General features: G+C 66.9%; 22 protein-coding genes. 11 read left to right on the top strand and 11 right to left on the bottom strand.

The window, feature by feature from the left end:
- Positions 1–16: 16 nt before the first annotated feature.
- From ABIC28_RS11530 to ABIC28_RS11510, 5 genes are all read right to left on the bottom strand, one after another.
- The gene (locus ABIC28_RS11530) at positions 17–961 is read right to left on the bottom strand and encodes a Ppx/GppA phosphatase family protein (RefSeq protein WP_097212330.1); all 945 of its coding nucleotides are present in this window, start codon (positions 959–961) and stop codon (positions 17–19) included.
- Entirely contained in the window at positions 958–1,515 is a 558-nt protein-coding gene (locus ABIC28_RS11525; protein WP_097212329.1) for a DUF501 domain-containing protein, read from the bottom strand. Before ABIC28_RS11525 ends, ABIC28_RS11530 begins: the two co-directional genes overlap by 4 nt.
- Positions 1,512–2,249 carry a septum formation initiator family protein gene (locus tag ABIC28_RS11520; RefSeq protein WP_097212328.1) on the bottom strand — a complete coding sequence of 246 codons (738 nt, stop codon included), beginning with the start codon at positions 2,247–2,249 and terminating at the stop codon, positions 1,512–1,514. The genes ABIC28_RS11525 and ABIC28_RS11520 overlap by 4 nt, the downstream gene beginning before the upstream one ends.
- A gap of 22 nt (positions 2,250–2,271) precedes the next feature.
- Entirely contained in the window at positions 2,272–3,567 is a 1,296-nt protein-coding gene (eno, locus tag ABIC28_RS11515) for a phosphopyruvate hydratase (protein ID WP_077042577.1), read from the bottom strand.
- A gap of 102 nt (positions 3,568–3,669) precedes the next feature.
- A complete protein-coding gene (locus tag ABIC28_RS11510; RefSeq protein ID WP_374102917.1) occupies positions 3,670–4,359 on the bottom strand; it encodes a lytic transglycosylase domain-containing protein in 690 nt (229 codons plus the stop codon).
- A gap of 213 nt (positions 4,360–4,572) precedes the next feature.
- On the opposite strand from ABIC28_RS11510, the gene efeU reads away from it, so the two are divergent.
- Genes efeU through efeB form a run of 3 tightly spaced genes read left to right on the top strand, consistent with a single transcriptional unit; the run spans position 4,573 to position 7,893 of the window.
- The gene (gene efeU, locus ABIC28_RS11505; RefSeq protein WP_257017516.1) at positions 4,573–5,469 is read left to right on the top strand and encodes an iron uptake transporter permease EfeU; all 897 of its coding nucleotides are present in this window, start codon (positions 4,573–4,575) and stop codon (positions 5,467–5,469) included.
- Entirely contained in the window at positions 5,466–6,614 is a 1,149-nt protein-coding gene (gene efeO / locus ABIC28_RS11500; RefSeq protein WP_373560263.1) for an iron uptake system protein EfeO, read from the top strand. The genes efeU and efeO overlap by 4 nt, the downstream gene beginning before the upstream one ends.
- Entirely contained in the window at positions 6,595–7,893 is a 1,299-nt protein-coding gene (gene efeB, locus ABIC28_RS11495; protein WP_097212325.1) for an iron uptake transporter deferrochelatase/peroxidase subunit, read from the top strand. Before efeO ends, efeB begins: the two co-directional genes overlap by 20 nt.
- On the opposite strand, the gene ABIC28_RS11490 is transcribed toward efeB, so the two are convergent.
- From ABIC28_RS11490 to ABIC28_RS11465, 6 genes are all read right to left on the bottom strand, one after another.
- Entirely contained in the window at positions 7,894–9,324 is a 1,431-nt protein-coding gene (locus ABIC28_RS11490) for a sugar transferase (protein WP_097212412.1), read from the bottom strand. It lies immediately after the preceding gene.
- A 256-nt stretch (positions 9,325–9,580) separates the two neighbouring features.
- On the bottom strand, positions 9,581–11,440 hold the full coding sequence (locus tag ABIC28_RS11485) for a putative bifunctional diguanylate cyclase/phosphodiesterase (RefSeq protein WP_097212324.1): 1,860 nt from the start codon (positions 11,438–11,440) through the stop codon (positions 9,581–9,583).
- 12 nt (positions 11,441–11,452) lie between these two features.
- On the bottom strand, positions 11,453–13,579 hold the full coding sequence (locus ABIC28_RS11480) for an Rv1355c family protein (protein WP_097212323.1): 2,127 nt from the start codon (positions 13,577–13,579) through the stop codon (positions 11,453–11,455).
- A 15-nt stretch (positions 13,580–13,594) separates the two neighbouring features.
- Positions 13,595–14,275 (bottom strand): hypothetical protein, encoded by a 681-nt coding sequence (locus ABIC28_RS11475; RefSeq protein ID WP_097212322.1) that lies wholly within the window; start codon positions 14,273–14,275, stop codon positions 13,595–13,597.
- A 256-nt stretch (positions 14,276–14,531) separates the two neighbouring features.
- A complete protein-coding gene (locus ABIC28_RS11470) occupies positions 14,532–14,957 on the bottom strand; it encodes a hypothetical protein (protein ID WP_097212321.1) in 426 nt (141 codons plus the stop codon).
- Positions 14,954–15,430, bottom strand: coding sequence for a GyrI-like domain-containing protein (locus tag ABIC28_RS11465; RefSeq protein WP_097212320.1), 477 nt, complete (start codon positions 15,428–15,430; stop codon positions 14,954–14,956). Before ABIC28_RS11465 ends, ABIC28_RS11470 begins: the two co-directional genes overlap by 4 nt.
- Before the next feature lie 335 nt (positions 15,431–15,765).
- Between ABIC28_RS11465 and ABIC28_RS11460 the strand changes: the two genes are divergently transcribed.
- The 8 genes from ABIC28_RS11460 to ABIC28_RS11425 are packed head-to-tail and all read left to right on the top strand — an operon-like array spanning position 15,766 to position 24,438.
- Positions 15,766–16,560, top strand: a complete 795-nt coding sequence (locus ABIC28_RS11460; protein WP_097212411.1) for a glycosyltransferase family protein — start codon at positions 15,766–15,768, stop codon at positions 16,558–16,560.
- The gene (locus ABIC28_RS11455; RefSeq protein WP_097212319.1) at positions 16,557–17,207 is read left to right on the top strand and encodes a PIG-L deacetylase family protein; all 651 of its coding nucleotides are present in this window, start codon (positions 16,557–16,559) and stop codon (positions 17,205–17,207) included. The genes ABIC28_RS11460 and ABIC28_RS11455 overlap by 4 nt, the downstream gene beginning before the upstream one ends.
- A gap of 1 nt (position 17,208) precedes the next feature.
- Entirely contained in the window at positions 17,209–18,234 is a 1,026-nt protein-coding gene (locus ABIC28_RS11450) for an NAD-dependent epimerase/dehydratase family protein (protein ID WP_097212318.1), read from the top strand.
- On the top strand, positions 18,234–18,782 hold the full coding sequence (locus ABIC28_RS11445; protein WP_354578940.1) for a dTDP-4-dehydrorhamnose 3,5-epimerase family protein: 549 nt from the start codon (positions 18,234–18,236) through the stop codon (positions 18,780–18,782). Before ABIC28_RS11450 ends, ABIC28_RS11445 begins: the two co-directional genes overlap by 1 nt.
- Entirely contained in the window at positions 18,779–20,086 is a 1,308-nt protein-coding gene (locus ABIC28_RS11440) for an NAD(P)H-dependent oxidoreductase (RefSeq protein WP_354578938.1), read from the top strand. The genes ABIC28_RS11445 and ABIC28_RS11440 overlap by 4 nt, the downstream gene beginning before the upstream one ends.
- A 2-nt stretch (positions 20,087–20,088) precedes the next feature.
- Positions 20,089–20,883 carry a WecB/TagA/CpsF family glycosyltransferase gene (locus tag ABIC28_RS11435; protein WP_097212315.1) on the top strand — a complete coding sequence of 265 codons (795 nt, stop codon included), beginning with the start codon at positions 20,089–20,091 and terminating at the stop codon, positions 20,881–20,883.
- 16 nt (positions 20,884–20,899) lie between these two features.
- Positions 20,900–22,372, top strand: coding sequence for a flippase (locus ABIC28_RS11430; RefSeq protein WP_097212410.1), 1,473 nt, complete (start codon positions 20,900–20,902; stop codon positions 22,370–22,372).
- A 23-nt stretch (positions 22,373–22,395) separates the two neighbouring features.
- Positions 22,396–24,438 carry a glycosyltransferase gene (locus ABIC28_RS11425; RefSeq protein WP_354578936.1) on the top strand — a complete coding sequence of 681 codons (2,043 nt, stop codon included), beginning with the start codon at positions 22,396–22,398 and terminating at the stop codon, positions 24,436–24,438.
- Position 24,439 lies beyond the last annotated feature (1 nt).

The raw sequence follows: 24,439 nt of genomic DNA, 5'->3' as shown, positions 1-24,439 counted from the left end.
ATTTGCCGGATCGGAGCTACAGGATCGAGAGCGCGATCCCGTCGAGGATGTCGTGCTCGCTGACCACCAGTTCGGTGATCCCCGCCCGGCGCGCGAGCTCCTCGGCCAGGACGTCGGAGACGATCGCTCCCCCACCGATCACGTCGACCCGACCCGGGTGCATCGGCCCGAGGGCGGCGCGCTGGTCGTGGGTCATGTGCACGAGCGAATCGTTCACCTCGTGCAGTCGCGGCAGCGTCATCCGCGACAGGTGCACCTTCTCGGCGTCGTAGTGCGGCAGTTCCAGTGAGACCGCGGCGATGGTCGTCATCGTGCCCGCCACGCCGACCCAGGTGTGTGCCTGCTCCACCGGCACCACATCGAAGGCCTCGGTCAGCTTCGCCAACGCGAACTCGCGCGCCTGCGCGATCTGCTCGGCCGTCGGCGGGTCGTCGTGCAGGCAGCGCTCGGTGATCCGCACGCAGCCGATGTCGGTCGAGTGCGCCGCGTGCACCCCGCCGCCGTCACCGAGGACCACCTCGGTGGATCCGCCGCCGAGATCGACGACAACGAAAGGTCCTGCGGCAGGGTCGAGTTCGCCGACGGCGCCCGCGAAGGACAGCCGTGCCTCCTCGTCCCCGGAGATCACCTCCGCCTCCGCCCCCTCGATCACGGCACCGAGGACCTCCCTGGTCATCGCGAAGAAGTCCTCGCGGTTGGAGGCGTCCCTTGTCGCCGACGTCGCGACCATCCGGACCGCGGTGGCGCCGGTCTCGCGGATCATGTCCGCGTACTCCTGCAGCGCGACCCGGGTGCGTTCGATGGCCTCGGGCGCGAACGCGCCGGTGGCGTCGACACCCTGCCCGAGGCGCACGACCCGCATCTCGCGGCGGACGTCGTGCAGGTGTCCCTCCGCGTCGGCGTCCGCGATCAGCAGGCGGATCGAGTTGGTGCCACAGTCGACAGCAGCGACCCTGGTCATTCGTCGTTCCCGGTCTCGCCGGGTCCCTGGTAGACCGGCCAGTCCGCCGGGATGGCGGTGCCGCGCAGCTTGCCCTGCGCGGCCAGCGCGACCGACTCGTCGCCGAGCGGGTTGAGCCCCGGTCCCTTCGCCAGCGAATGCGCCATCAGCACGTGCAGGCACTTGACCCGGTCGGGCATGCCGCCGCCGGTGAAATCGGTTCCGAGCGAATCGATCTCGTTCCGCTCGGCGAGGTAGGACTCGTGCGCACGGAGGTAGGCCTGCGCCAGCTCCGGATCGCGCTCGAGGCGCTCGGTCATCTCGCGCATCACCCCGGCCGACTCCTGCCGGCTCGCCTCGGCGGTGAGACGCGGATCGGTCAGGTAGTACAGCGTGGGGAACGGCGTGCCGTCCGGCAGCCGGGGCGCGGTCTTGACGACACCTGGCGTGCCGTCCGGTGCCCGGTAGGCGATGGCGAGCACGCCGCGCGGATCGCGGCCGAGCTGCGCGGCCACGGCGGCCAGGTCGTCCTGGGATACCGCGGGGCGGGAAGTGCTGTCAGCCGAATCGGTCACCCGACGGGCCCTCCTTGATCATGAGGAATGGTCATCGAACCCGCGCCGGTCGAATCCGGTGCGGGCGGTGGCGGTCCCGGGACGGGCGGCGCTGGCGTCGCGCTGGGCTCCGGCTGCGGCTCCACGATGGGACGCCACAGGTCGGTGTACCAGGGATCCCCTGTCCGCTTGCGCTCGCTGAGCTGCTCGGGCCTGGTCGCCACCTCGCCGGGGAGCTGCACCTGGAACGGCGTCTCGCCCGGCTTGACGTACTGCAGCCGCTCCCTGGCCTCGGCGGAGATGTACGCGGGGTCGTCGTTCTGCTGCTTCTGCCGGGTCAGCTGCTTGAGGTCTTCCTCGAGTTCCTTCTGCTGCGCGGCAACCCGATCCGCCTCGCTGCGCTGGGTGAGGTAGTTGCGCAGCGGGACGGCCAGGGTGAGCGCGAGGGCGCAGACCACCACCGCCAGCATCACCGCCTTGCCGGTGGAGAGCCCGAGGATGGTGCGTTCGGGCTTGTCCTCGCCCGAGGAGCCGGCGCGCGAACCCCGTGCGCGGATGGGCTTCTCGCTGGACGACTCGGGCTCGAACTCCGGTGCGGGCTTCCCGCCCGCAGCGGGGCCGGAGCCTGGAGCCGACGCGGTAGGTCCGGTCGTACGGCCGCGCGACGGACGCCGCGCAGCCGACTCGTCGCGGGTGCGACGGGAGTCCCGACCGGCCGGGCTGCCGCCCGGACGTGACCTACCGCGTTGGCTCATAGGCTCAGTACCGCTTCCGTTCTCAGCTCGCCGAGCCGTCGAAGGAGAAGCGCGGGAACGCGAGCTCGCCTGCGTAGCGGGCCGCGTCGCCGAGGGCCTCCTCGATGCGGAGGAGCTGGTTGTACTTCGCGACGCGCTCGCTGCGGGCGGGGGCGCCGGTCTTGATCTGGCCGCTGCCGACGGCGACGGCGAGGTCGGCGATGGTGGTGTCCTCGGTCTCGCCCGAGCGGTGGCTCATCATCGTCTTGTAGCCGTTGCGGTGCGCCAGGTCGACGGCGTCCAGGGTCTCGGTCAGCGTGCCGATCTGGTTGACCTTGACCAGCAGCGCGTTCGCGGCGCCCTTGACGATGCCCTCTTCGAGGCGATCCGGGTTGGTGACGAACAGGTCGTCGCCGACGAGCTGGACCTTGTCACCGATCTGCTCGGTGAGCGCGACCCAGCCCTCCCAGTCGTCCTCGTCCAGCGGGTCCTCGATGGAGACCAGCGGGTACGCGGCGATCAGCTCGGCGTAGAAGGCCGACATCTCGGCGGCGGTGCGGATCTTGCCCTCGAACTTGTAGCCGGTGCCCTTGGTGTAGAACTCGGTCGCCGCGACGTCGAGCGCCAGCGCGACGTCGGTGCCCAGGTTCAGGCCCGTCTTGGCGATGGCCTCGATGATCAGGTCGAGTGCTTCCTTGGTGCCCGCGACGTCGGGGGCGAAGCCGCCCTCGTCACCGAGGCCGGTGGACAGGCCCTTGGCCTTGAGGACCGACTTGAGCGAGTGGTACACCTCGGTGCCCCAGCGCAGCGACTCCTTGAAGGTGGCGGCGCCGATCGGCGCGACCATGAACTCCTGGACGTCGACGCCGGTGTCAGCGTGCGCGCCACCGTTGAGGATGTTCATCATCGGGACGGGCAGGACGTGCGCGTTCGGGCCGCCGACGTAGCGGAAGAGCTCCAGGCCGGAGGACTCGGCGCCCGCGCGGGCGACGGCCAGCGACGCGCCGAGCAGGGCGTTGGCTCCGAGTCGGGACTTGTCCGGGGTGCCGTCGAGGTCCAGCAGCGCCTGGTCGACCACGCGCTGCTCGGTGGCGTCGATGCCGATGATGGCCGGGGCGATCTCGCCGAGCACGGCCTCGACGGCCTTCTCGACACCCTTGCCGCCGTAGCGGTCGCCACCGTCACGCAGCTCCACGGCCTCGTGCTCGCCGGTGGAGGCACCCGAGGGCACCGCGGCGCGCGCGAAGCTGCCGTCGTCGAGCAGCACCTCGACCTCCACCGTGGGGTTTCCCCGGGAATCGAGGATCTCGCGAGCTCCGACCTGCTCAATGATGGCCACGGATGGTTCTCCTTTTGGCGGCGTTTCCAGTAGACGATTTCGCTACATAGTGCCAGGTCTGAGCCTAACGGCAGCAACCGGCCGTGTCGTCGCGCCGCGCGGTCACGGCCGGGTCCCCACCGAATACGCGGCCGCGCGGTCGCGAACGTCGGCCAGGTACTCGCCGGACAGGTTGTATGCCATCAGCGACCGGCGCCAGCCCTCCTCGGAGGTCAGGTCGCCGCCCCTGGCGCAGAGATACCGCGCCGCCGTCAGCGCCGCGTCGTCGATGTTGTCCGGATTCGCCACCCCGTCGCCGTTGGCGTCGACGCCCCACCGCTTCCATGTCTCCGGGATGAACTGCAGCGGGCCCATCGCGCGGTCGTGCACGGGGTCGCCGTCCATCGCGCCGCCGTCGGTGTCCGGGATCTCGGCGACGCCCGGTCCCCCGTCCAGCGGTATCCCCCGGATCTGCGGGCTGACGTCGCCGGTCGGCGCGACGGATGAACCGCGATAGGTGCCGTGCCTGCTCTCGACGCTCGCGATACCCGCCAGCGTCGTCCAGCCGATGCCACACTCGGGCCGGCTCTGCGCCATCACCGCGGCCGCGTAGCCGTAGGCCTCGAGCGCGGTGACCGAGATGCCGAGGGCATCGGTCTGGTCGGCGGCCCAGTCCCGCAACTGATCGGCGGTCCGACCGGGCGCGTCGATGTCGATCGGGGGCACGGGCGCACCGGGGCCCGGCGGAATGCCCTGCGGGATGGCGATCTTCGGCTCACCCGCACATCCGGCGAGGATCGCGGCGCCGAGCACGGTCCCGACAACGCACCCGAGCAGTCGTCGACGTCGTGTGGTCACCGCGTCCATGATCCACGTGAATCACGGACGGGCGGCAATCCGGGCAATTCGGACGGGCCGCCGCCTCGACCGGGGCGCACATCTGGTAAGTGCTACCTTAGTTCGGTTCAAGAGAAGGTTCGCCTTGCCTATGTCCGGGCTGCGGACGTGCACAGATGAGGAGCCCCCGTGCTCATACTCGCCGCGGGCGCGAGCGCGCCGAGCGTTGCGACGCAGCTGTTCGGCAGTGGGCTCATCGGGCTCCGCGAGGGGCTCGAGACCGGCATCGTCGTGATGATCCTGGTCGCGTTTCTGGTCAAGTCCGACCGGCGCGACGCCCTCAAATGGGTGTGGCTCGGCGTCGCCGCGGCCGTCGCCATGGTCGCGATCATTTTCGTCGCCATCCATTTCGGTACCTCGACCGTGACCGGCATGGCGGCCGAGCTCATCAGTGGACTCGCGTCCCTGGTCGCCGTGGTCATCGTGACCGCGATGATCCTGTGGATGCGCAAGGCAGCCGCCTCGATCTCCGGGCACCTGCGCGCGGGGCTGTCCAAGGCGCTCGCCGTCGGACCGTTCGCGGTCGCGTCGATGGCCTTCTTTGCCGTCGGCCGCGAGGGGGTGGAGACCGCGCTGCTGCTGGTCGGCTACGCGGAGAACACCGCGGGCAGCATCTGGCCGCTCGTCGGACTGCTCCTGGGGATCGCCATCGCCGCGGCCCTGACCGTCGCTCTCTACTTCGGCGCGGTCCGGATCAACTTCACCGCCTTCTTCCGCTACACCGGCGTGTTCCTGGTCGTCGTCGCGGCCGGGATCCTGGCGTACGGCGTCCGCGCCCTGCAGATCGCCGGCTGGCTCCCGGGCGGATCGAACCTGGCGTTCGATGTGTCGGCACACTTCGACACCTCGACCTGGTATGGCACCGTCCTGCAGGGCATCTTCAACTTCCGGCCGGACCCGACAGTCCTCCAGGTGGTCGCCTGGGCGGTGTATCTGGTCGTCGTGCTCACCCTGTTCCTGCGCCCGGTACCAGCCAAGCCCTCGCAGGCTCCGCTCCCCGAATCTTCACACATCACCGCATCCTGAAAGGCTCCACCGTGCGTCGCACCGTTCCCACCATTGCACTGCTGGCCCTCGCGCCGGTGGCGCTGGCCGCCTGCACCTCCAAGTCCGAGAGCGCCGAGGGCGCGATCGCGGTCACCGCGACGGACACCAGCTGCGAGGTCGCGCGCGACACCGGGGAGACCGGCAACAACACCTTCGAGATCACCAACAACGGTTCGAAGGTCACCGAGTTCTACGTCTACGGCGAGGGCGACCGCGTCATGGGCGAGGTCGAGAACGTCGGTCCGGGCCTGACCCGCCCCCTGATCGTGAACTTCTCCGAGGCCGGCACGTACCACACCGCCTGCAAGCCGGGCATGGTCGGCGACGGCATCCGCTCCGAGTTCACGGTGACCGGCGACTCCTCCAAGGCCGCCGACGAGAGCGGCCAGCTGGCCGACGCCGCGGCCGAGTACAAGCGCTACGTCACGAGCCAGGTCACCGCCCTCCAGGAGACGGCGGCGGCGTTCGTCACCGCGGTCAAGTCCGGCGACATCGAGGCCGCCAAGGCGAAGTTCCCGACGACCCGCACCTACTACGAGCGCATCGAGCCGATTGCCGAGGCGTTCCCCGACGACCTCGACCCGCGACTGGACCTGCGCGAGGTCGACCTCGAGCCCGGCCAGAAGTGGACCGGCTTCCACCGGCTCGAGAAGGACCTGTGGGCGCAGGGCCTGCAGCCGGACACGAACGCCATCGCCGACCAGCTCCTCGCCGACCTCCAGGAACTGTCCGACGGCATCAACTCCCCCGACTTCACCGTCGACCCGATCCAGGTCGCCGGCGGCGCCCAGACGCTGCTCGACGAGGTCTCCCGCACCAAGATCACCGGCGAGGAGGACATCTTCAGCGGCACCGACCTGTGGGACTTCCAGGCCAATGTCGACGGCTCCCAGGCCGCGATCGCGACGCTCCGCCCGATCGTCGACGAGAAGGACCCCGCGCTGGGCACCCGGATCGATCAGCGCTTCGCCGAGCTCGACGCGGAGCTGGCCCTCTACCGCAGCGGCGACGGATTCGTGCTGTACAGCACGGTGACCGAGCCGCAGCGGCAGGCACTCTCGCAGAAGATCGACGCGCTGTCCGCCGAGGTGAGCCAGGTGCAGGGTGTCGTCGCCGGACAGTGACGGCGCCCGCCGTCCCGGGCTCTCGCGGCGGCGGCTCTTCGGCGCCGTTGGCGCCGGGGCGCTCGCGGTGGGCGCTGGCGCAGCGGTCGGTCGCCTGACCGCCCCGGAGCCCGCATCGGTGGACACCCAGGTGGTCGCCTTCCGCGGCGCCCACCAGGCCGGGATCGTCACCCCGGCGCAGGACCGCATGCACTTCGTCGCGTTCGACGTCACCACCGACTCCCGGGACGAGCTGGTCGCCCTGCTGAAGAGGTGGACCGAGATGGCGGAGCGGATGACGGCGGGCGAGGAGGCCGTGCCCGACGGCGCGATCGGCGCGGGCGACTACTCCCCGCCGACCGACACCGGCGAGGCACTCGACCTGCACGCGAGCCGGCTGACGCTGACCATCGGGTTCGGACCATCGCTGTTCGAGCGGTTCGGCCTGGCGGGCAAGCGGCCGACGGCGCTGGCCGAGTTGCCCAAGTTCACCGGCGACTCCCTCGAACCGGCCCGCAGCGGCGGGGACATCTGCATCCAGGCCTGCGCGGACGACCCGCAGGTGGCCGTGCACGCCATCCGCAACCTCGCCAGGGTCGGCTTCGGCACCGTCGCGGTGAAGTGGTCGCAGCTCGGGTTCGGCCGGACCTCCTCGACCTCGACGACCCAGTCGACGCCGCGGAACCTGTTCGGGTTCAAGGACGGAACGCGCAACATCAAGGCCGAGGACCAGGGCGCCGTGGACGAACAGGTCTGGGTGGCCGGGGCCGACGACCAGGAGTGGATGGCGGGCGGCTCGTACCTGGTGGCCCGGCGCATCCGGATGCTGATCGAATCGTGGGACCGCACCGCGCTCCACGAACAGGAGCGGGTGATCGGGCGCAGCAAGGGCACCGGCGCACCGCTCGGAGAGAAGAACGAGTTCGATCCGCTGAACCTCGATGCGAAGGGCGCGGGCGGGCAGCCCGTCATCGACACCGACGCGCACGTTCGGCTCGCCTCCGACGAGGAGCTCGGCGGCATCAAGATCCTGCGCCGCGGCTACAACTTCACCGATGGGTCAGACGGCTTCGGACATCTCGATGCCGGACTGTTCTTCATCGCCTACTGCCGCGATCCCCAGAAGCAGTTCGTGCCGATGCAGTTGTCGCTCTCACGCAACGACGCCCTCAACGAGTACATCAAGCATGTCGGGTCCGCGGTGTTCGCGGTGCCGCCAGGTGTCGGGGACGGCGGGTACTGGGGTTCGACGCTGTTCGAGACCTTCCCAGAGGACGAAGCGGGCAGTGACGCGAAGTAGTCAGAAGGCGCCTTCCGGACGCACCACAGCGGCCGCGGTCTTCCACAGGATCATCACGTCCAGCGCCATCGACCAGTTTTCGACGTAGCGCAGGTCCATCCGCACCGACTCCTCCCAGGAGAGGTTGCTGCGGCCGCTCACCTGCCACAAGCCCGTGAGACCGGGTTTTACGAAGAGTCGCCGCCGCACACCGCCGTCGTCGTACTGCTCGACCTCGGACGCGAGCGGCGGACGAGGTCCAACCAAAGACATCTGTCCGACAACGACATTGAGCAGCTGGGGCAATTCGTCGAGCGAGTATCGCCTGATGAAGTGACCCACCCGGGTCACCCTCGGATCTTCACGGATCTTGAACAGCACACCAGCACCCTCGTTGGCCGAGGCCAGGTCCGCGAGCCTGTCTTCGGCGTCGCGCACCATACTGCGGAATTTGAACATCTCGAACTGGCTGCCGCGCCTGCCGACGCGGGTCTGTTTGAACAGCGCGGGCCCCGGACTCGTCAGGCGGATCGCGCATCCGATGGCCACCATCATCGGTGCGATGACGATCAGTAGCCCCAGCGCGAGCACCCGGTCCATCACCGTCTTGACGAACCATGCTGGGCGGGTGAAGTTCGGCGCGCTCAGCTGCAACAGCGGCATCCCGGCAACCGGCCGAATGTGCAGGCGCGGCCCAACGATGTCCATCAGGGCCGGCGCGATGAGCAGATCCGCTCCGGTCCCCTCCAGGTCCCAGGCGAGCCTCTGGGTACGCATCGGCGACCAACCGGTCGACGGGAGTATTGCCACGGCCTCATACCCGTGCAGGGCCACGAGTCCGACGATGTCGCGGTCGGTTCCCACGACGGGCACGTCATCGATGGCAACCGGGAAGCACTCGGCGTGATCGACGTCGGCGAGGCACACGGCCTGGATCTCCCAGCCCGCGTATGCGTCTCGACGGGTCCTCTTGATGAGTTCCTGAACCGAGTCGATGTCCCCGGCCACCAGCACCGAGCGCAAGAATGCGCCGGATCGCCTGCCGCTGTGCAGCCACTTCCGCAGCGCATACCGCCCGAGCAGCGTGATGGCTGCGGCGAGGGGCAGAGCCCCGAACACCCACGACTGTCCCGCGGCCGTCCCTGCCGCATATCCGAGCAGCGCCAGCGCGGCGATCAACATGACATAGGCGTAGCCCACCCGCCTGAATTCCTCCGCCCCGGAACCGAGCACCCGCGGGTCCCACGCGTGTGCCAGCGCCAACGCGATCGGCGCTGTCAGCGGAACAGCCAGCGCAACAGCGATGTTGGACGGCGACGCGCGCACCACGTCGTTGTTGTAGATCAGGGTGACCACGGCATCGGCGACCAGAAGGCTCAGACAATCAAGGGCGACGGCAGCGCGGCCGTAGCGGCGCTCCCAATCCGGCCGGGCCGGGACCGGGGTTGCCATCAGGGCGCTGCTGTCGTCAGCGGGTCTGTACCGACCTGCGCACTCGGCGCACATGACCATCGCCGATTCGACCGGAGGGGCAGATCCGAACTCGCTTTCGAAGACTCTCTCGCATTCACACATTGGGCAGTTCCAAACTAGAGGGTCGGGCCGCTCACCCCCCGACAAACCCGACCCCAAAAACATACTGCAGGTCTGTTATTTATCGCAATGGCGAACCTGTTCCTCTTTTAAGCCCAAAAACGGGGGTGCAGGTCTATTTGGTGCCGGGGTCCGTCGCCGAGGCCGTCCACGGCCGGATCGCGCCCTCACGGAGGAGGTCACCCGCCTCGTCGGCCGGCAGCGGATGGCTGAACAGGAACCCCTGAGCTCGGTAACAACCGAGCTCGAGAAGGGTTCGCGCGGCCGACGCCGACTCCACACCCTCCGCCACCAGGTCGAGGCCGAACGACTTCGCCAGGCTGACAATTGATTTGACGATGGCGAGGTCCCCCCGGCTGTGGCCGAGATCGCGGATGAACTCCCGATCGATCTTGAGGACGTCGACCTTGAGTTGCTTGAGTTGCGCCAGCGCGCTGAAGCCGGTGCCGAAGTCGTCGATCGCCACCCGGATCCCCAGGTCGGACAGGGCCCGCAGGGTTACCCGGGTTCGATCGAGATCGCTCACCATCGCGTTCTCGGTGATCTCCAGGCACACGCTCTCGCCTGCGATCTCGTACTCGTTCAGGACCTGAGCGGTACCTTCGAGAAAGTCGAGACCGACCAGTTGCGCCGGAGACACATTGACCCGCAGACAGAGGTCGAGATCGGGAATCTCGGATCGCCACCGCGCAAACTGACGGCAGGCCGTTCGAAATACCCAGATCCCGAGTTCGGACGCCAGATTCGTCGACTCCGCGACCTCGATGAACGAGGCAGGCAGCAACAGCCCGAGTGCCGGATGATCCCATCGCACCAGCGCTTCAACCGCAAGCACCGTACCGTTGCGCATGTCGACCTCCGGTTGATACACCAGGTGCAGAGAGTCGTCGTTGATCGACGTCCGGAGACTCAACTCGATGATCGTGCGGATCTCGAACTCCGCCCGCATGTCCTCGTTGAACGTGGCGATAGCGTTGCCCCCCTGCGCTTTTGCCGCCAACACGGCGTGATCAGCCTGCCACAGCAGGTCCGCGCCCGAGCACTGGCCCGGTATCGCGACCGCGATCCCGAAACTCGCGCCACGGCTCACCGACACGCTGCCGAGACGGACGCCCTCGTTGACGATGCCGTTGATATCTGTCGCCTTGACGCGGGCGGCGGCGAGGTCGACCTCCCCACCGAACACGATGACGAACTCGTCCCCGCCCAACCGGGCAACGATGTCCCGGTCGCCCACATACCTGCGCAACCGATCACTCATCTCGACGATGAAGGCATCGCCCGCGGTATGGCCCAGAAAATCATTGAGAGATTTGAGCCGGTCCAGGTCGAAGAACAGGACCGCGACCGGTCCCGGCATCCCGCGCTCCATCCGGCGTTCCAGACACTCCACCAGCACGCGCCGGTTCGCCAGGCCGGTGAGCTCGTCGTGGTCGGCCGTGTGCCGGATGTGCTCCTCCGCTCGTACCCGTTCCTGGACCTGGGTCAGCAGCGCGGCGATCGCCTTGAGCACGTTGACTTCCTCGATACCCCATTCGCGGTCCCCGAACTTGATGAACCCCAACGTTCCCGTCGTGACCTCCCCCGACAGCAGTGGGACCGCGGCCAGGGTGACCTTCGGCACCCCTGTGCTCTTGGCCACCCGATCCTGATAATCGTCGCTGTCCTGTCCCGGACGTACGAAGCCGACCTCCTTCAGGTGCTCCGCCCTCGCGAAATCGGGGTCGGCATCGGCGAAATAGACAATGGCGAGAGGGTCGGGATCGGGCACGAACGGCCGCTTCGGCCACTCCGCCACCAGGATCGTCGCACCGATCTCGTGATCGTTGCGCCGCAGGAAGCAGGCATCGAGTTCGAAGTAGTCGACCAGATCGTGTAGTACCTGCTCGGCCGAGGGCACCCACGTCTTTGCGTCGGTGGCGGTCAGCCGAGAGGCGACGGCGGTGACCAGTTCCTCCAGAGTTCGCACTGACACGCGCGCGCCCCCTCAGTCTTCCGAGCGCCCGGTGGCCGCGCCGAACACGGACGATCGTCGACGGCTGCGAACCGACGCGCGAGGAGCATGGCTCAGCCGCACGATCAGCGCGAGCACCTCGCCTGACAGCATGCCGAACAACTCACGCAACGCCTGCTGCCCTTGCGACAGCTGCCCGGCGTAGGCCGGAGCAAGTTCGTCGAGGTCGGCCCCGTCCAGGCCATAGAGGAACACCGGTGCGATCGGCTGCACCGCGAGTCCATGGGCTTCTGCGCTGATCCACACGCTCTCCACCGCGGCCCCACCGCAGACGAAGTCCCGGGATTCGCACCCACCGACGACGACTGCCGCGAGCGCAGAACTGGACACGACCCGGTCCCGCGTGACGGCGCCGAGCGCCCCACCGAGGTCCCATTCGGCCAGGTGCGCCATCACGTCTGGCCTGCTCACGATCCTGAGCGTCGACAGCTCGGCGGCGTCGAGCTCGAGCGAACGGATGTCGATACCCGTCTCCGACCGGTCCCCAGGACTGCGCAGCTCGCCGATCATCTCGCGGTGCAGTCGAGGGTCAAGCAGACGCACCCGTTCCGAGGCCGCGAAGACCTCCGCAGCCGCGGTGATGTCACGCCTATCGGCGAGCACAGACAGGCGTGCGCCCTCGGCGCGCGCCGCCCCCGCCAGCGCCAGTTCCGTCTCGGGCGCGATGGGCGCAGGAACCCCAACATGGCGATTCGTCCCGCGCCGCAGCATGCCGTCGTAGTGACGGGCGAGTTGCGCGTCGGATCCTTCGCCGAAGGTCAGGGTGGCCACCAGGGTCGGCACGTCGTCACCGCCGAACAACTCGACCGGTCCGAGCTTGCCGTGTGCCGCCGCAGCCACCTTGGCATTGAAGATCGCGGCGCCGAGCGCGACGTAACTGCCACGGCGCTGCACATCCATCGCCGCGGATCGGCCGGCATCGAGATACAGCCGGAGCGCACCCTCGTCGGCGCGCACCTTCCAGGGCTGCGCGTTGCCCCCGGAAGGCGCCCGGCTCACCGCGTGGGCCACCGCACCGATGGCGTCGTCCGGCGGCGCGGCGACGGTCGAGGCCTCGCGACATCGGAGGTCGCGGCTGACGCTCGGTACCCGCAATGCGTCGAGGTGCTCGTCCAGATCGATCCGGACGCGTCCGGACGGCAGGGGCCGACCCAACCCGAACCGTCGCACGGCAGAGGCCATGACCGCACCGCCGAGCAGCACGTCTCCACCGAGCTGTGGCCAGGTCGACAGGGTGCTGCCCAGCTCGACCAGGGATGCCGCCAGACGCGACGAGATGTCCTCGGCTCCCAGGATGCGCAGCGCCGGCCCCACCTTCTGGCGCGCCGACAACCCTGCCACCTCTGCCACCTCGATGTTTCCGAGCAGCCCGTGCAGCAGCGGCCGGTCGGGCTCGAGGTCGAACCGTTCCACGTCGATCAGGCCCCGGTCGCTGGTCTCCATCAGCACCGGGATCTGCCGTGCACGGGCACCTGCCCGCACCGCGACCTTCATGTCCAGCGAGTCGCACTCCTCGATCACGAGATCGAGTCCCTCGAGGAACTCATCGATCGTGTCGGCGTCGACGCCGCCGGTCTGCACCGAGACGGAGAGGTACGGGTCGATCTCGGATATCCGCCTGGCGGCGACGATTGCCTTGTTCACTCCGAGGTCGAAGACCGTAGCGGGTACCCGGTTCAGATTGGACAGCTCGACCGCATCGAAGTCGGCGAGCCTGATGGCACCGCAGCTACCTTCGAGGGTCAGCGCCACCGCAACCGCGTGGCCGACGCTGAGGCCGACAATCCCCACGGCGAGTTGCGCCAGCCGCCCCTGTTCCGCACGAGTGATCTTGTTTCGATTCCGGTCGAGGCGCACCAGCCGGAACCCGGATGGACCGAGGACCCGGACGGCCGCCCGCCGCCACGGGTAATAGGCCCAGGCCGGGCGCTCATCCGATTCCACGGGCGGGAGGATCGCACGAACAGCATTCCGTTGCGCCTCGAGTTCGTCGTGGAAGACGACATCCCCGCCCTCGCGAAGCGTCGCGAGCAAGTCCGCGTCATCGTCGCACCCGTCAGCAAGCAATGTCGCCGTGTACTGCTGGCGGGGCACCTCCATGACACGCTCCGAGCCTCAGTTCGAGCGGTGCAGTCTGATCGATTCATCATCGTCGTCTGCCGGCCACTGCGCACGCATCCGCGTGAACTGATTCGTTCCCTTGACCGCTCCGAGATTCTGACGGTTTCGCCGATCCCACCACATCATTCGCGTCCGGTATCGCTCGTCCGGATACGGTGTCGACGGAATGTGCTGTGCCACCTCGCCGCCCGACGATGCCCACAAGTGCAGCACGTGCTCGGCCGCGGTGGCCAGGAGGAACTGGACGTCCAGTATTTCCAAAGTGCAACAACCGATTCCGGCCAAGGACCGGGTGAGCTCGGTTCGTCGGGCGACTCCGTCCGCCACCCATGCGGCTTTCATCTCGACGACCCCGAATGGAATGCGGTCGGTGATCATCGTGCGCACCGCCCTTGCCCCTGGATGCCCCGCCCACTCCAGGGTGGCGTGAGCCTGTTCCGCGCGCTGATAGGGGCCTTGTGCCCGCAACCCACCCGCCACGAACCCGTCTCCCGCAATTGCGACGAAGAACAACGCCGTCGACTCGCCGTCGCGTGTCCGTTCGTAGTCCAGGGCACCCTCGGCGCCGTACTTGCGGTAGCCGCCCAACGCTCCGGCCAGGTATGCGGACCAGAGCTCCGGCTCCCCGGCAGGACGGGCGGCAACGAATCGACATTGCGACTGTGGGTCCCACACACTTCTGGATTCGATACGCGGTTTTTCCCCCGGAGTTGTCGTGCAGGCAGAGTTACTTGCCATCTCAATTGCTCCATTCCCAGAGTCGAGGTACCGGCCTGGAAGTCATCGGACCGCCGGTTCCAGCAAATTTCTTCCAGCCGACGCTCAGTACCGATGATCTCGCTTATCGTCAACAACTCTTCTCGGTTGTCGCGGCTTTGTCACCATGCGACAATCCGCGGCGTGAAATAGGCGATCCGAGCGAGCGAATCCGCTATACGAGAGAAATGAAGAGCTCTACAGAACTCGACGTACGCGTGAACTCGATCTCCTCGGCGAACGCCCGGTCGATGCGCCCCTCCTTCGCCGCCAGTTCCGCCTGTCGCCATACATCGTCGACCGGATCGTCAACCGGGCCGTCCGAGGTGAACACCGCGAAGTAACCGCCGGGAACTCGCACCAATACGTCACCGAGCACGAGGTCGTCCAGGTCGGCGCACGGGTATCCGATCACCGCGGACGACCGGCCGTCACTGCTCGGAACGTATACGGTCACGATCTCTGCAACCCCACGCTGGAGAATTCGCTCGCGCGTGAACTCCATCAGGCCACCGACTCTTTCGCCTGGCCCGGTCTCGACATTCGGTAGTACCAAGCCGCCGAAGTCCTGCACTCCGCGTTTGACGATTGTGAAGCTCATGCGGACGCCTCCCCGGGCACGGTTCGAACCGAAACATACAGATCGATTCGAAAGGCATTCGGATAGCGTTCGAAATCGCCGGTGAAGGCACGGCTGATCCGCCCCTCTCCCACGGCATCACGTACCTGGTCCCACAATTCGGCGACCACGCCCGGGAATTCACCGAGGGACACGAACCTGGCGTATCGGCCGGCTGGGATCCGGGCGACCAGGTGTCCCCGCCGCACCTCGTCGATCGACGAGCACTGATAACCGACGATCTGCGTGTAGTAGGAATCGTTCTCGGTCGCGTGGTCGGTGTAGATCGAAGCCAACGGCCCCGGCACGTCCTCCTGGAGAACGCCGGACCACGCCGACTCGAGATTGCGGTCTTGCAGCACCCCGAGAGGACGCTTCGGACTTCGCACCGGCAGGCCCGCCACGAGCGTCTCCCCGAGTTCGAGGAATTCGATCTCCGTCGGCCGAATTCTCATGACGACAGATCCTCCCTGGCAACGCGCCACTCGTAAGTTGCCACTGACGGCCCGACTCCGCCGCGCGTAGGTCAACAATAACCGCCCACGCCGCGCCCCGACGCTGCAAAATCAGGACCCGAAGCCGCCACGGATTCGGCACCCACCAACCAGATTTCAGCGGGCAGACCCCGTCGGGCGCAACGCGCATTTAAACCTACTTTCAGTCTGTTTTTGTCTTGTGTAGCAACTTTGGGTGTGGTTAGTCTGGGTAGAGCGAACTCGGCGGAGACAATTCGCCGCCTGCCCCACCCGTAGCTGGGTAGCCGGCAGAACCTCTCCAGGAGGTGAACAGCATGAAGGTCGTCCTGTTCTGTGGCGGATACGGGATGCGAATGCGCAACACCGCGGCGGACCTCCTGCCCAAACCGCTGCAGACTGTGGGGGCCCGGCCACTGCTGTGGCATGTCATGCGCTACTACGCCCACTACGGGCACAACGAGTTCATCCTGTGCCTGGGGTACGGCGCCGAACACATCAAGGAGTTCTTCCTCAGGTACGAGGAAGCCGCCTCGAACGACTTCGTTCTTCACGGCCACACCGTCGAACTCCTCGACTCGGACATCAGCGACTGGTCCATCACGTTCGTCGACACGGGTGTCGAGTCGGCGATCGGCGAGCGACTCCGACGGGTGCGGCCGTACCTGAACGGCGACGAGTGCTTCCTGGCGAACTATGCCGACGTGCTGACCGACGCGCCCTTGGATCGGGTGATCGCCGCGTTCCGCGCCTCCGGTGCCGCGGCATCGATGCTGGTCGTCCCTCCTCAGTCGTCGTTCCATTGCGTCGACGTCGCAGGCAACGGCGAGATCAAGGAGATCACCGCCGTGAGCGACATGCCGATCTGGGAGAACGGTGGGTACTTCGTCCTCACCCAGGAGATATTCGATCTACTTCCCCAGGGCGGCGATCTGGTCGCGGACGCGTGCGGAGCGCTCGCGGGCCAAGGCCGTTTGTTCGGCTACCGGCACGACGGGTTCTGGAAGCCCGCCGACACGTTCAAGGAGCGCGCCGATCTGGACGCCGATTACGCAAAGGGCATCCACCCCTGGATGGTCTGGACGCAGCCTCAACCGGTACCCGGCCCATGATCGACCTGCACGCTCTCAACATCGCCGAGATTGCAGTGCTCGGCGCACACTGCGACGACATCGCAATCGGCGTCGGCGGCACACTCCTCACCCTCACGAACGCAATGCCCGACCTCCGCGTTCGCGCTTTCGTCATGTCCGGCACCGATTCGCGACGAGAGATCGAGGAGCGGCACGCGCTCGCCGCACTGTGCCCCCGCGCCGACCTCGAACTCACCGTTCTCGACATCCCCGACGGCCACGCGCCCGGATACTGGGATCCAATCAAGACCGCGCTCGAGGCGTTCGCGCGAGACGTCTCCCCCGACGTGGTGTTCGCGCCCCAGCGCGGTGACGCGCACCAGGATCACCGGCTGCTGGCCGAACTGGTACCGACCGTGTTCCGGGACCATCTCGTTCTCGGGTACGAGATCCTCAAATGGGAGGCGGACACGCCTCAACCCACGGCGTTCCACCCGCTCACGACCAGAGTGGCCGAGGAGAAGGCCCGGGTGCTGATGAAGCACTACCCGTCGCAGACCACCCATGACTGGTTCGACGAGCAGTCCTTCCTTGGTATGTCCCGGTTGCGCGGGATCCAGAGCCACCGCCCCCACGCCGAGGCGTTCGTGGTGGAGAAGTCGACCCTCCGATTCGGAAGGAAGTGACATGCGCATACTCGTCACCGGAACCGAAGGCTACCTGGGCTGCCTGCTCGCGCCGACCCTGCTCGCCGAAGGCCACGAGGTGACCGGACTGGACACCGGCTACTACAAGGCAGGGTGGCTCTACAACGGCATCGACCAGACCCCGCACACGATCGCCAAAGACATCAGGGACGTCAGCGTGGACGACCTTCGCGGCTATGAGGCTGTCGTCCACATGGCCGAGCTCAGCAACGATCCGATCGGCGATCTGATCGGGAACGTGACGTTCGAGATCAACCACCTCGGCTCGGTCCAGCTGGCAGAACGGGCGAAGGCCGCTGGGGTTTCTCGATTCGTCTACATGTCGTCGTGCAGCGTCTATGGCGTGGCGGACGGCACCGTCGACGAGACGAGCCCGCTCAATCCGCTCACATCGTATGCGCTGTGCAAGGCGCTGGTCGAGCGCGACCTCATGGGGATGGCGGACGACGGCTTCTCCCCCACCGTCCTGCGGAACGCCACCGCATTCGGCGCATCGCCACGGATGCGGTTCGACATCGTGCTGAACAACCTCGCCGGCCTGGCCTGGACAGAGCGCGAACTCGCGATGACGAGCGACGGTACGCCGTGGCGCCCACTGGTCCACGCGCTCGATATCGCCCGGGCGATTCGCTGCACCCTTCGGGCGGACCGGGAGACGGTACATTCGGTGGTCATCAATGTCGGTTCCGACGAGAACAACTACACCGTCCGCGAGATCGCGGAGGCGGTTGGTCGCGAATTTCCCGGCTGCGGAGTGAGTTTCGGTCCGCCCACCGCCGACGATCGCAGCTACCGCGTCTCGTTCGCAAAGATCTATCGGGTCCTCCGGGACTACCGATCCGAGTGGGACGTGGCGGCGGGCGCGGCCCAGCTGCACCGGGTGTTCGACAGCATCGACCTGGACCCATCGACCTTCTACGGACGGGGCCACACCAGGCTCAAGCAGATCGAGTATCTGATCAAGACAGGTCAGGTCGACGGACAACTCTTCTGGAGGGACCGCTGATGGAATACACACGCACAGAGGTGGAGGGTGTGACCATCGTCGACATCGAGCCGCACCGAGACTCGCGTGGGTTCTTCTCACGATCGTTCGACACCGGCGAGTTCGAGGCGAACGGCCTCGCCGCCACCGTCGTCCAGACCAACATCTCCTTCAATCACGCCACCGGGACACTGCGCGGTCTGCATCGCCAGTGCCCGCCCTACACCGAGGCCAAACTCGTCCGTTGCACCCGCGGTGCGGTGGTCGACGTCGCGGTGGACGTGCGCCCGCACTCGACGACTTACCTCGAGCACGTAAAGGTCGAGCTCACCGCCGACAACCATCGAGCGCTCTTCCTCCCGCCGTACGTGGCGCACGGATTCCAGACGCTCACCACCGACACCGAGGTCATCTATCAGGTGAGTGGTCCGTATGCGCCCGCGGGCGAACAGGGGTTCCGTTATGACGACCCCGCTTTCGGCGTCATGTGGCCACTCCCGGTGTCCGTCATCTCGGACAAGGACGCGAGCTGGCCGCTGATCATCCACACCGGAACGCCGGAACCATGATGTACATCGATACCCTCCTGCAGGAACGCGCCAAGGCGGACAACCCCATCAGGGTCGCGATGGCCGGGTGCGGCTTCATGGGCCGCGGCCTCGTCAACCAGATCGTCAACAGTGTTCCTGGGATGGTTGTCTCTGTGATCGCCGTACGCAATCCCGCTCAGGCGAAGCGCGCGCTCATCGAGGCGGGCGTGCCCTATGCGGTCGAGGTCACCGGGCTGGCTGAGCTGAACAGGGCCATTGCCAACGGCACGCCCGCGGTCACCCAAGACTTCTCGGACATCACTCGAGCGGAGTCCATAGACGTGGTCGTCGACGTTACCGGCGCCGTCGAGTTCGGATGCCACCTGGCCCTGGATTGCTTCGAGAACGGCAAGCACCTGGTGCTGATGAATGCGGAGGTCGACGCCACCGCAGGGGCGGAGCTGGGCCGTCGTGCGGACGCGGCAGGGGTGATCTTCACCGGATGCGATGGCGACCAGCCCGGCGTCGAGATGAACCTCTACCGGTTTGTTCGCAGCATCGGACTGACCCCGTTGGTGTGCGGGAACATCAAGGGATTGCAGGACCCCTACCGAAACCCCACCACGCAGCAAGGATTCGCGGAGCGGTGGGGCCAGGACCCGTGGATGGTGACCAGCTTCGCCGACGGCACGAAGATGAGCGTCGAGCAGTCGATCGTCGCCAACGCAACCGGGATGTCGGTGCATCGACGTGGGATGCTGGGCCGCGATCACGACGGTCACGTCGACGATTTGACGGAGATGTACGACGTCGATGAGCTGCGCGGGCTCGGCGGGGCGGTCGACTACGTCGTCTATACGAAGCCAAACCCGGGCATCTATGTTCTTGCTGCACAAGATGATACGAAGCAACAGCACTACCTGGAGCTGTACAAGCTCGGCAAGGGCCCGCTCTACAGCTTCTACACCCCGTACCACCTGTGTCATTTCGAGGTTCCACATTCGATCGCGCGAGCCGCGTTGCTCGGCGACGCCACCGTTCGGGCGCTCGGCACCCGTCATGTCGAGGCCGTCGCCACCGCCAAGCGACAGCTGAAGGCGGGGACCGTCCTGGACCGACTCGGCGGATACGACTACTACGGTGAGGCCGAGAAGGCACACATAGCCAGGACCGAGCGCCTGCTCCCGATCGGCGCGGCACAGGACTGCGAACTCGTCCACGACGTGCCGAAGGATGCAACGCTCACGTACGACGACGTCCGACTTCCCGAGGGCCGGCTCGTCGACCAACTGCTCGCTGCGCAGGCGAAGCTACCGGCGGGCATCCCGCCGATCAGTAGGTAGCGATGGACCGTCGGCCACTGCTGGACCCGCCGGTACGCATGATGGTCTGCGGGGACGTCGTGATGCGCTACACCGAGGACGAGGTGGTGGACCTCGTGCGCTCTCGCCTTCGCCGCGCAGCATCGTCTGCGCTGTCGATCGGTTCGGTGAACCTCGATCACTTGCACCATTTTCGGACCTGCGGCTGCGCACCTGCCGATGCCGCGGATCCGGAGTGGTTGCTGCTCGCAGACGGGATGCCGATCGCGCGACGCGGAAACGCGTTGAGCGGCGCGAGCTGGCCGAGAGTCACCGGCGCCGATCTTCTGCCGCGACTGCTCGGCGTGGCCGAGGCCGAGGGGCGACGAGTCGGGTTCTTCGGAGGCACCGCGGAGTCGCATCGACTGTTGGGGCCGGTCATCGCCAACCGCTTTCCAGGTCTGCCGGTGTCCGGACTGTGGTCACCAACACGCGCCGAGATCGACTGCAGATCTATGGAACTCGCGCAGGAAATCAGGGAGGTCGAGACCGACATGCTGGTCGTCAGTCTGGGCAAACCACGCCAGGAGCAGTGGATCAACCGGTACGGCAGGCATGCCGGGGCGAAGATCATGCTTCCGTTCGGCGGCGCTACGGACTTCCTGGTCAATGTCAAACATCGAGCGCCGCAATGGATGGAGTCGGCCGGACTGGAATGGTTCTATCGGCTCAGCCACGAACCAAGGCGGTTGGCGCGCCGCTACCTCATCGAAGGCCCGCCCGCCCTGGTACGCCTGCGCACCGCCCGGATCCTGGATGCGCACGCGAACCCCGGATGATCCGATGGCGGAGAAGATGCCTCAGGATGCGACCGCTCCCCCACACGTTGCGAACGACCGGATAGTCAGGGCGTTCGGCACCCAGTTGGTGTTCCGCATCTTGGGTATGTCGGCATCGGTAGTCACCGTCGCGCTCACGGCCCGGCATCTCGGCCCGGGTCCATACGGACAACTGACCATCGCGATCGTCTTCATCGGCATGTGGACCAGCCTGACCGAGCTCGGAATCGGCGCCGTCATCGTGCGCCGGGCGACCTCCGGCCGCGGGGAACTCCATCGCCTGGTCCGGGTCAATTCCGGCCTGTCAGTGCTGTACTGCGTCCCGCTTGCGGTGATCGCGGCTGGGTCCGGAATGCTCGTCTACGACGATCCCGCCGTGCGCAGCATGCTCGTCATCGTCGCGATCAGCCTGGTCCTGACCAGCCTGACAACCTGTTTCGAACCGGTGTTTCTGACCACGATTCGATTCACCGCGGTCGCGGTCTCGGACTTCGTCAGTCGGCTGGCATCACTCGGGGCGACTGCATATCTCGTCTCCATCGGCGCCGACGTCATCTGGTTCGCGGTGGTACAGCTGATTCCACCTGCCGTCACGCTCGTCATCCAAGGGGCTGCCGCGGCGCGAATTCACTCCTGGCGTCCGGTGTTCTCCCTCGCAGAGAGCCGGAGTCTGATCCGGGAGAGCCTGCCCCAGATGGGCGTGCTGATCATCGCAGCGCTGTATTGGCGAATCGACGGGGTGATCCTGAGCCTGCTGAGCACTCCGGAGGAGGTCGGCGCCTACGGGCTCGCGTACACGCTCGCGTTCACCACGCTGGTGCTGTCCACCTTCTTCCTGAAGTCGAGCCTGTCCACGATGACCGAGATCTACGCGCGCGATCGATCGGCATTCGCGACCTTCCTGCGACACGGCGTAGAAACGATGTTCTTCCTCGGCGTACCGATCGGGATCGTCGGCGCGATGCTGTCGGGCCCGCTCATCGCACTGCTCGCCGATGAGAAATTCGTGGCCCGCGGCGGACCCACGCTGGCCCTGCTGTTCATCGCGGCCGCAGTCCGCTTCGTCACCGGAACACTCGGGCAGGCCCTCTTCGCGGCACACGACCAGGTCTTCCTGTTCCGCCTGAGCATCGCCACCGTCGGCTTGAACATCGCACTGAACATCTCGCTCGCATCGCACTTCGGCGCGGTCGGGGCAGGCGCTGCACTGGTGTGTACCGAGGTCTTCGGACTCCTGATAGCCACCTGGCAATTGGGCCGAAACTGCGGCTACCGCACGCCCGGGACGTTCCTCTTGCGGCTGCTGGTGCCGTCTGCGGTCAGTGTGGCCGTGGTGCTCGCGCTGAGCGATCAACACGTTCTGGTCACCGGCGCGGCGGCCGCAGCCTCGTACCTGCTGACAAACCTGGCCGTCGGTCCGGTCACCGCGCGGACCATCAGGTCGATCCGAGGCGGCGACGTGATTTCGCATGTTCCGCAACGCATATGAGAATGGGCAAGGAGTGTGCTGAGATGGCACGAGAACTGGATCGAGCTTATCTGCGGCGCGGCCATGACCCAACAGGGCCGCCTGCGCACCCCACACGTACCGCTCCGGCCTTGAGCGTGCTCATCGTCACCTACAAGAGCAACGCCCTTGTTGAAAAGTGTCTGTCCGCAGTCGCCACGCACCTGCCGGGGCGCAGTGTCCACGTCTACGAGAACACCGGCGACGGCCATCCCGGCCGAGAGGATCTCGCGGCCAGGCACCCCGACGTCAACTGGGTCATGGGGTCGGTGAACATCGGCTATGCGGCCGCCGTCAATGCACTTGTCGACCACACGCCACCCGACACCGATCTGCTCTTCCTCAATCCCGACGCGACTCTGTTGGGACCGCTGACCAAGACTCTGGCACTGATCCGCCGGCCGGGGGTCGCCGCGGTGTCGCCGCTGATCAAGGAGGGCGACGGGGACCCAGCGGCACCGGGTCGCAATACGGACTGGGACGTCGCGCGGCGGAAGGTGAACCTCCTGCGAGCTCTGGTCGACACGGCCGGATACTCCGCACGGCTGAGGCGGACGCCGCTGTCCTACAGATACGCGCGGCAGCCCTTCGCGGTCGAGGGGTATGTCGGCGGCGCCTGCTTGGCGGTCAACCGCGACGCGTGGAACGCCATCGGGCCCTTCGACGAAGAATTCTTCCTCTATGGCGAGGAGACGGACTGGCAGTATCGGGCGCGGTCGGCGGGCTGGCGAATACTCCTCGCTGACGAGGTCGGTGCCGAGCACTCCGACCACACGCCACGCGCCGACGGTGACTCCGAAGGCCGACGCAACCAGGACCTGCTCCGCACGAACTCTGCGTTGATCCTGGAGCATCAGCGCGGCGTCCACCGAGCCGACGCCTACCTGGCGGGATCGGCACTGCTCGAGCGGGTCCAACGGTCCACACGCGAGCTGCGTCGAAGCAGACCTGCCCCGCATCCCGATCGACCAGCCGTGATCATCACCTCCAACCGACTCGTCTACGGCGGAGCCGAACGCCAGAAGGCGTTGCTGGCAACAGAATTGGACAAACGCGGTTATCAGGTCACCCTTGTGTGCCTGCAGAGGTACGGCCCCCTGCTGCGAGAGATTCCGCATTCGATACGGGTACTTCGACACCCGTGGTGGGCACCGAGCATCGAGATAAACTCCGGCCCTGCGGTCGTCATCAGCGGCGATACGAACACCGAGGCCGGATTCTCCGCGCTGTGGCGGCGCCTCGGCCCGGATCGGCGCTGGCTGGTCGCCGCACACACACCCCCCGATCCGGGCGGCCCCACGTACTCCCTGGCTCTCGGTGCCGCCATGCGGCAGGCGGACGGGTTCATCGCGCTCGCCGAGAAGCACTGGGAGGAACTCACCGCGTACCAGAATCTGGGAGACCGCTGGTTCAGCGTGCCGAACGGGGTCATCTCCTCGGTCGCTTTGCGAGACCCTGTCGCGAGATCCCCGCGGATCGACAGGCGCCCGCTCCAACTGGTGATGCTCTCGCGGATTGTCGCGCACAAGAATCCGCACCTGCTGATCGAGGCACTCGACGGGCTGCGCGAGCTGTCCTGGGAGCTGTCCATCTTCGGAGACGGACCGGATCGCGAGCGACTGGAGGCGCTGACCCCCCGCGAACTGCGCCACCGGGTGCACTGGCGCGGGTGGTCCGCCGGCCCGGAGCCCGCCCTCGCCGACTGCGACCTGCTCTGTGTCCCCAGCCGCTCTGAGGCCTTTCCGCTGGTGATCCTCGAGGCCATGGCCAGACAGATCCCGGTTGCGGCCTCCGGAGTGTGCGCTGTCCCCGAGATGCTCGCGCACGGCGAGGCAGGGGTCGTGGTCGACCCTGTCTCCGTGGCGAATTGGCGTTCGACACTCGCCCGGTGCATCAACGAGCCCGACGGCCTGCCCGGAATCGGAAGGCGCGGGTTCGAACGCATGCGCGCCAACTACACGATCGAGGTGATGGCGGATGCGTACGTCGCGGCCATCGAGAGCGTGCAGGCGAATCAGGGTGTGGTGCGCGCGGGTGCGAGGCGGTGAC

Origin of the sequence: Rhodococcus sp. PvR044, from assembly GCF_040548995.1 — a bacterium.
Lineage (GTDB): Bacteria > Actinomycetota > Actinomycetes > Mycobacteriales > Mycobacteriaceae > Rhodococcus_G > Rhodococcus_G oryzae.
The sequence above is the reverse complement of the archived record's forward strand: the minus strand, read 5'-3'. Positions and strand labels throughout refer to the sequence as shown.

Coding starts and splice junctions, on each gene's coding strand:
- ABIC28_RS11465 (WP_097212320.1), bottom strand. CDS start 15,430: ATGAGAATTCGGCCGACGGAGATCGAATTCCTCGAACTCGGGGAGACG.
- ABIC28_RS11450 (WP_097212318.1), top strand. CDS start 17,209: ATGCGCATACTCGTCACCGGAACCGAAGGCTACCTGGGCTGCCTGCTC.
- ABIC28_RS11435 (WP_097212315.1), top strand. CDS start 20,089: ATGGACCGTCGGCCACTGCTGGACCCGCCGGTACGCATGATGGTCTGC.
- ABIC28_RS11440 (WP_354578938.1), top strand. CDS start 18,779: ATGATGTACATCGATACCCTCCTGCAGGAACGCGCCAAGGCGGACAAC.
- ABIC28_RS11455 (WP_097212319.1), top strand. CDS start 16,557: ATGATCGACCTGCACGCTCTCAACATCGCCGAGATTGCAGTGCTCGGC.
- ABIC28_RS11460 (WP_097212411.1), top strand. CDS start 15,766: ATGAAGGTCGTCCTGTTCTGTGGCGGATACGGGATGCGAATGCGCAAC.
- ABIC28_RS11425 (WP_354578936.1), top strand. CDS start 22,396: ATGGCACGAGAACTGGATCGAGCTTATCTGCGGCGCGGCCATGACCCA.
- ABIC28_RS11490 (WP_097212412.1), bottom strand. CDS start 9,324: ATGGCAACCCCGGTCCCGGCCCGGCCGGATTGGGAGCGCCGCTACGGC.
- ABIC28_RS11480 (WP_097212323.1), bottom strand. CDS start 13,579: ATGGAGGTGCCCCGCCAGCAGTACACGGCGACATTGCTTGCTGACGGG.
- ABIC28_RS11430 (WP_097212410.1), top strand. CDS start 20,900: ATGCCTCAGGATGCGACCGCTCCCCCACACGTTGCGAACGACCGGATA.
- ABIC28_RS11445 (WP_354578940.1), top strand. CDS start 18,234: ATGGAATACACACGCACAGAGGTGGAGGGTGTGACCATCGTCGACATC.
- ABIC28_RS11530 (WP_097212330.1), bottom strand. CDS start 961: ATGACCAGGGTCGCTGCTGTCGACTGTGGCACCAACTCGATCCGCCTG.
- ABIC28_RS11520 (WP_097212328.1), bottom strand. CDS start 2,249: ATGAGCCAACGCGGTAGGTCACGTCCGGGCGGCAGCCCGGCCGGTCGG.
- ABIC28_RS11470 (WP_097212321.1), bottom strand. CDS start 14,957: ATGAGCTTCACAATCGTCAAACGCGGAGTGCAGGACTTCGGCGGCTTG.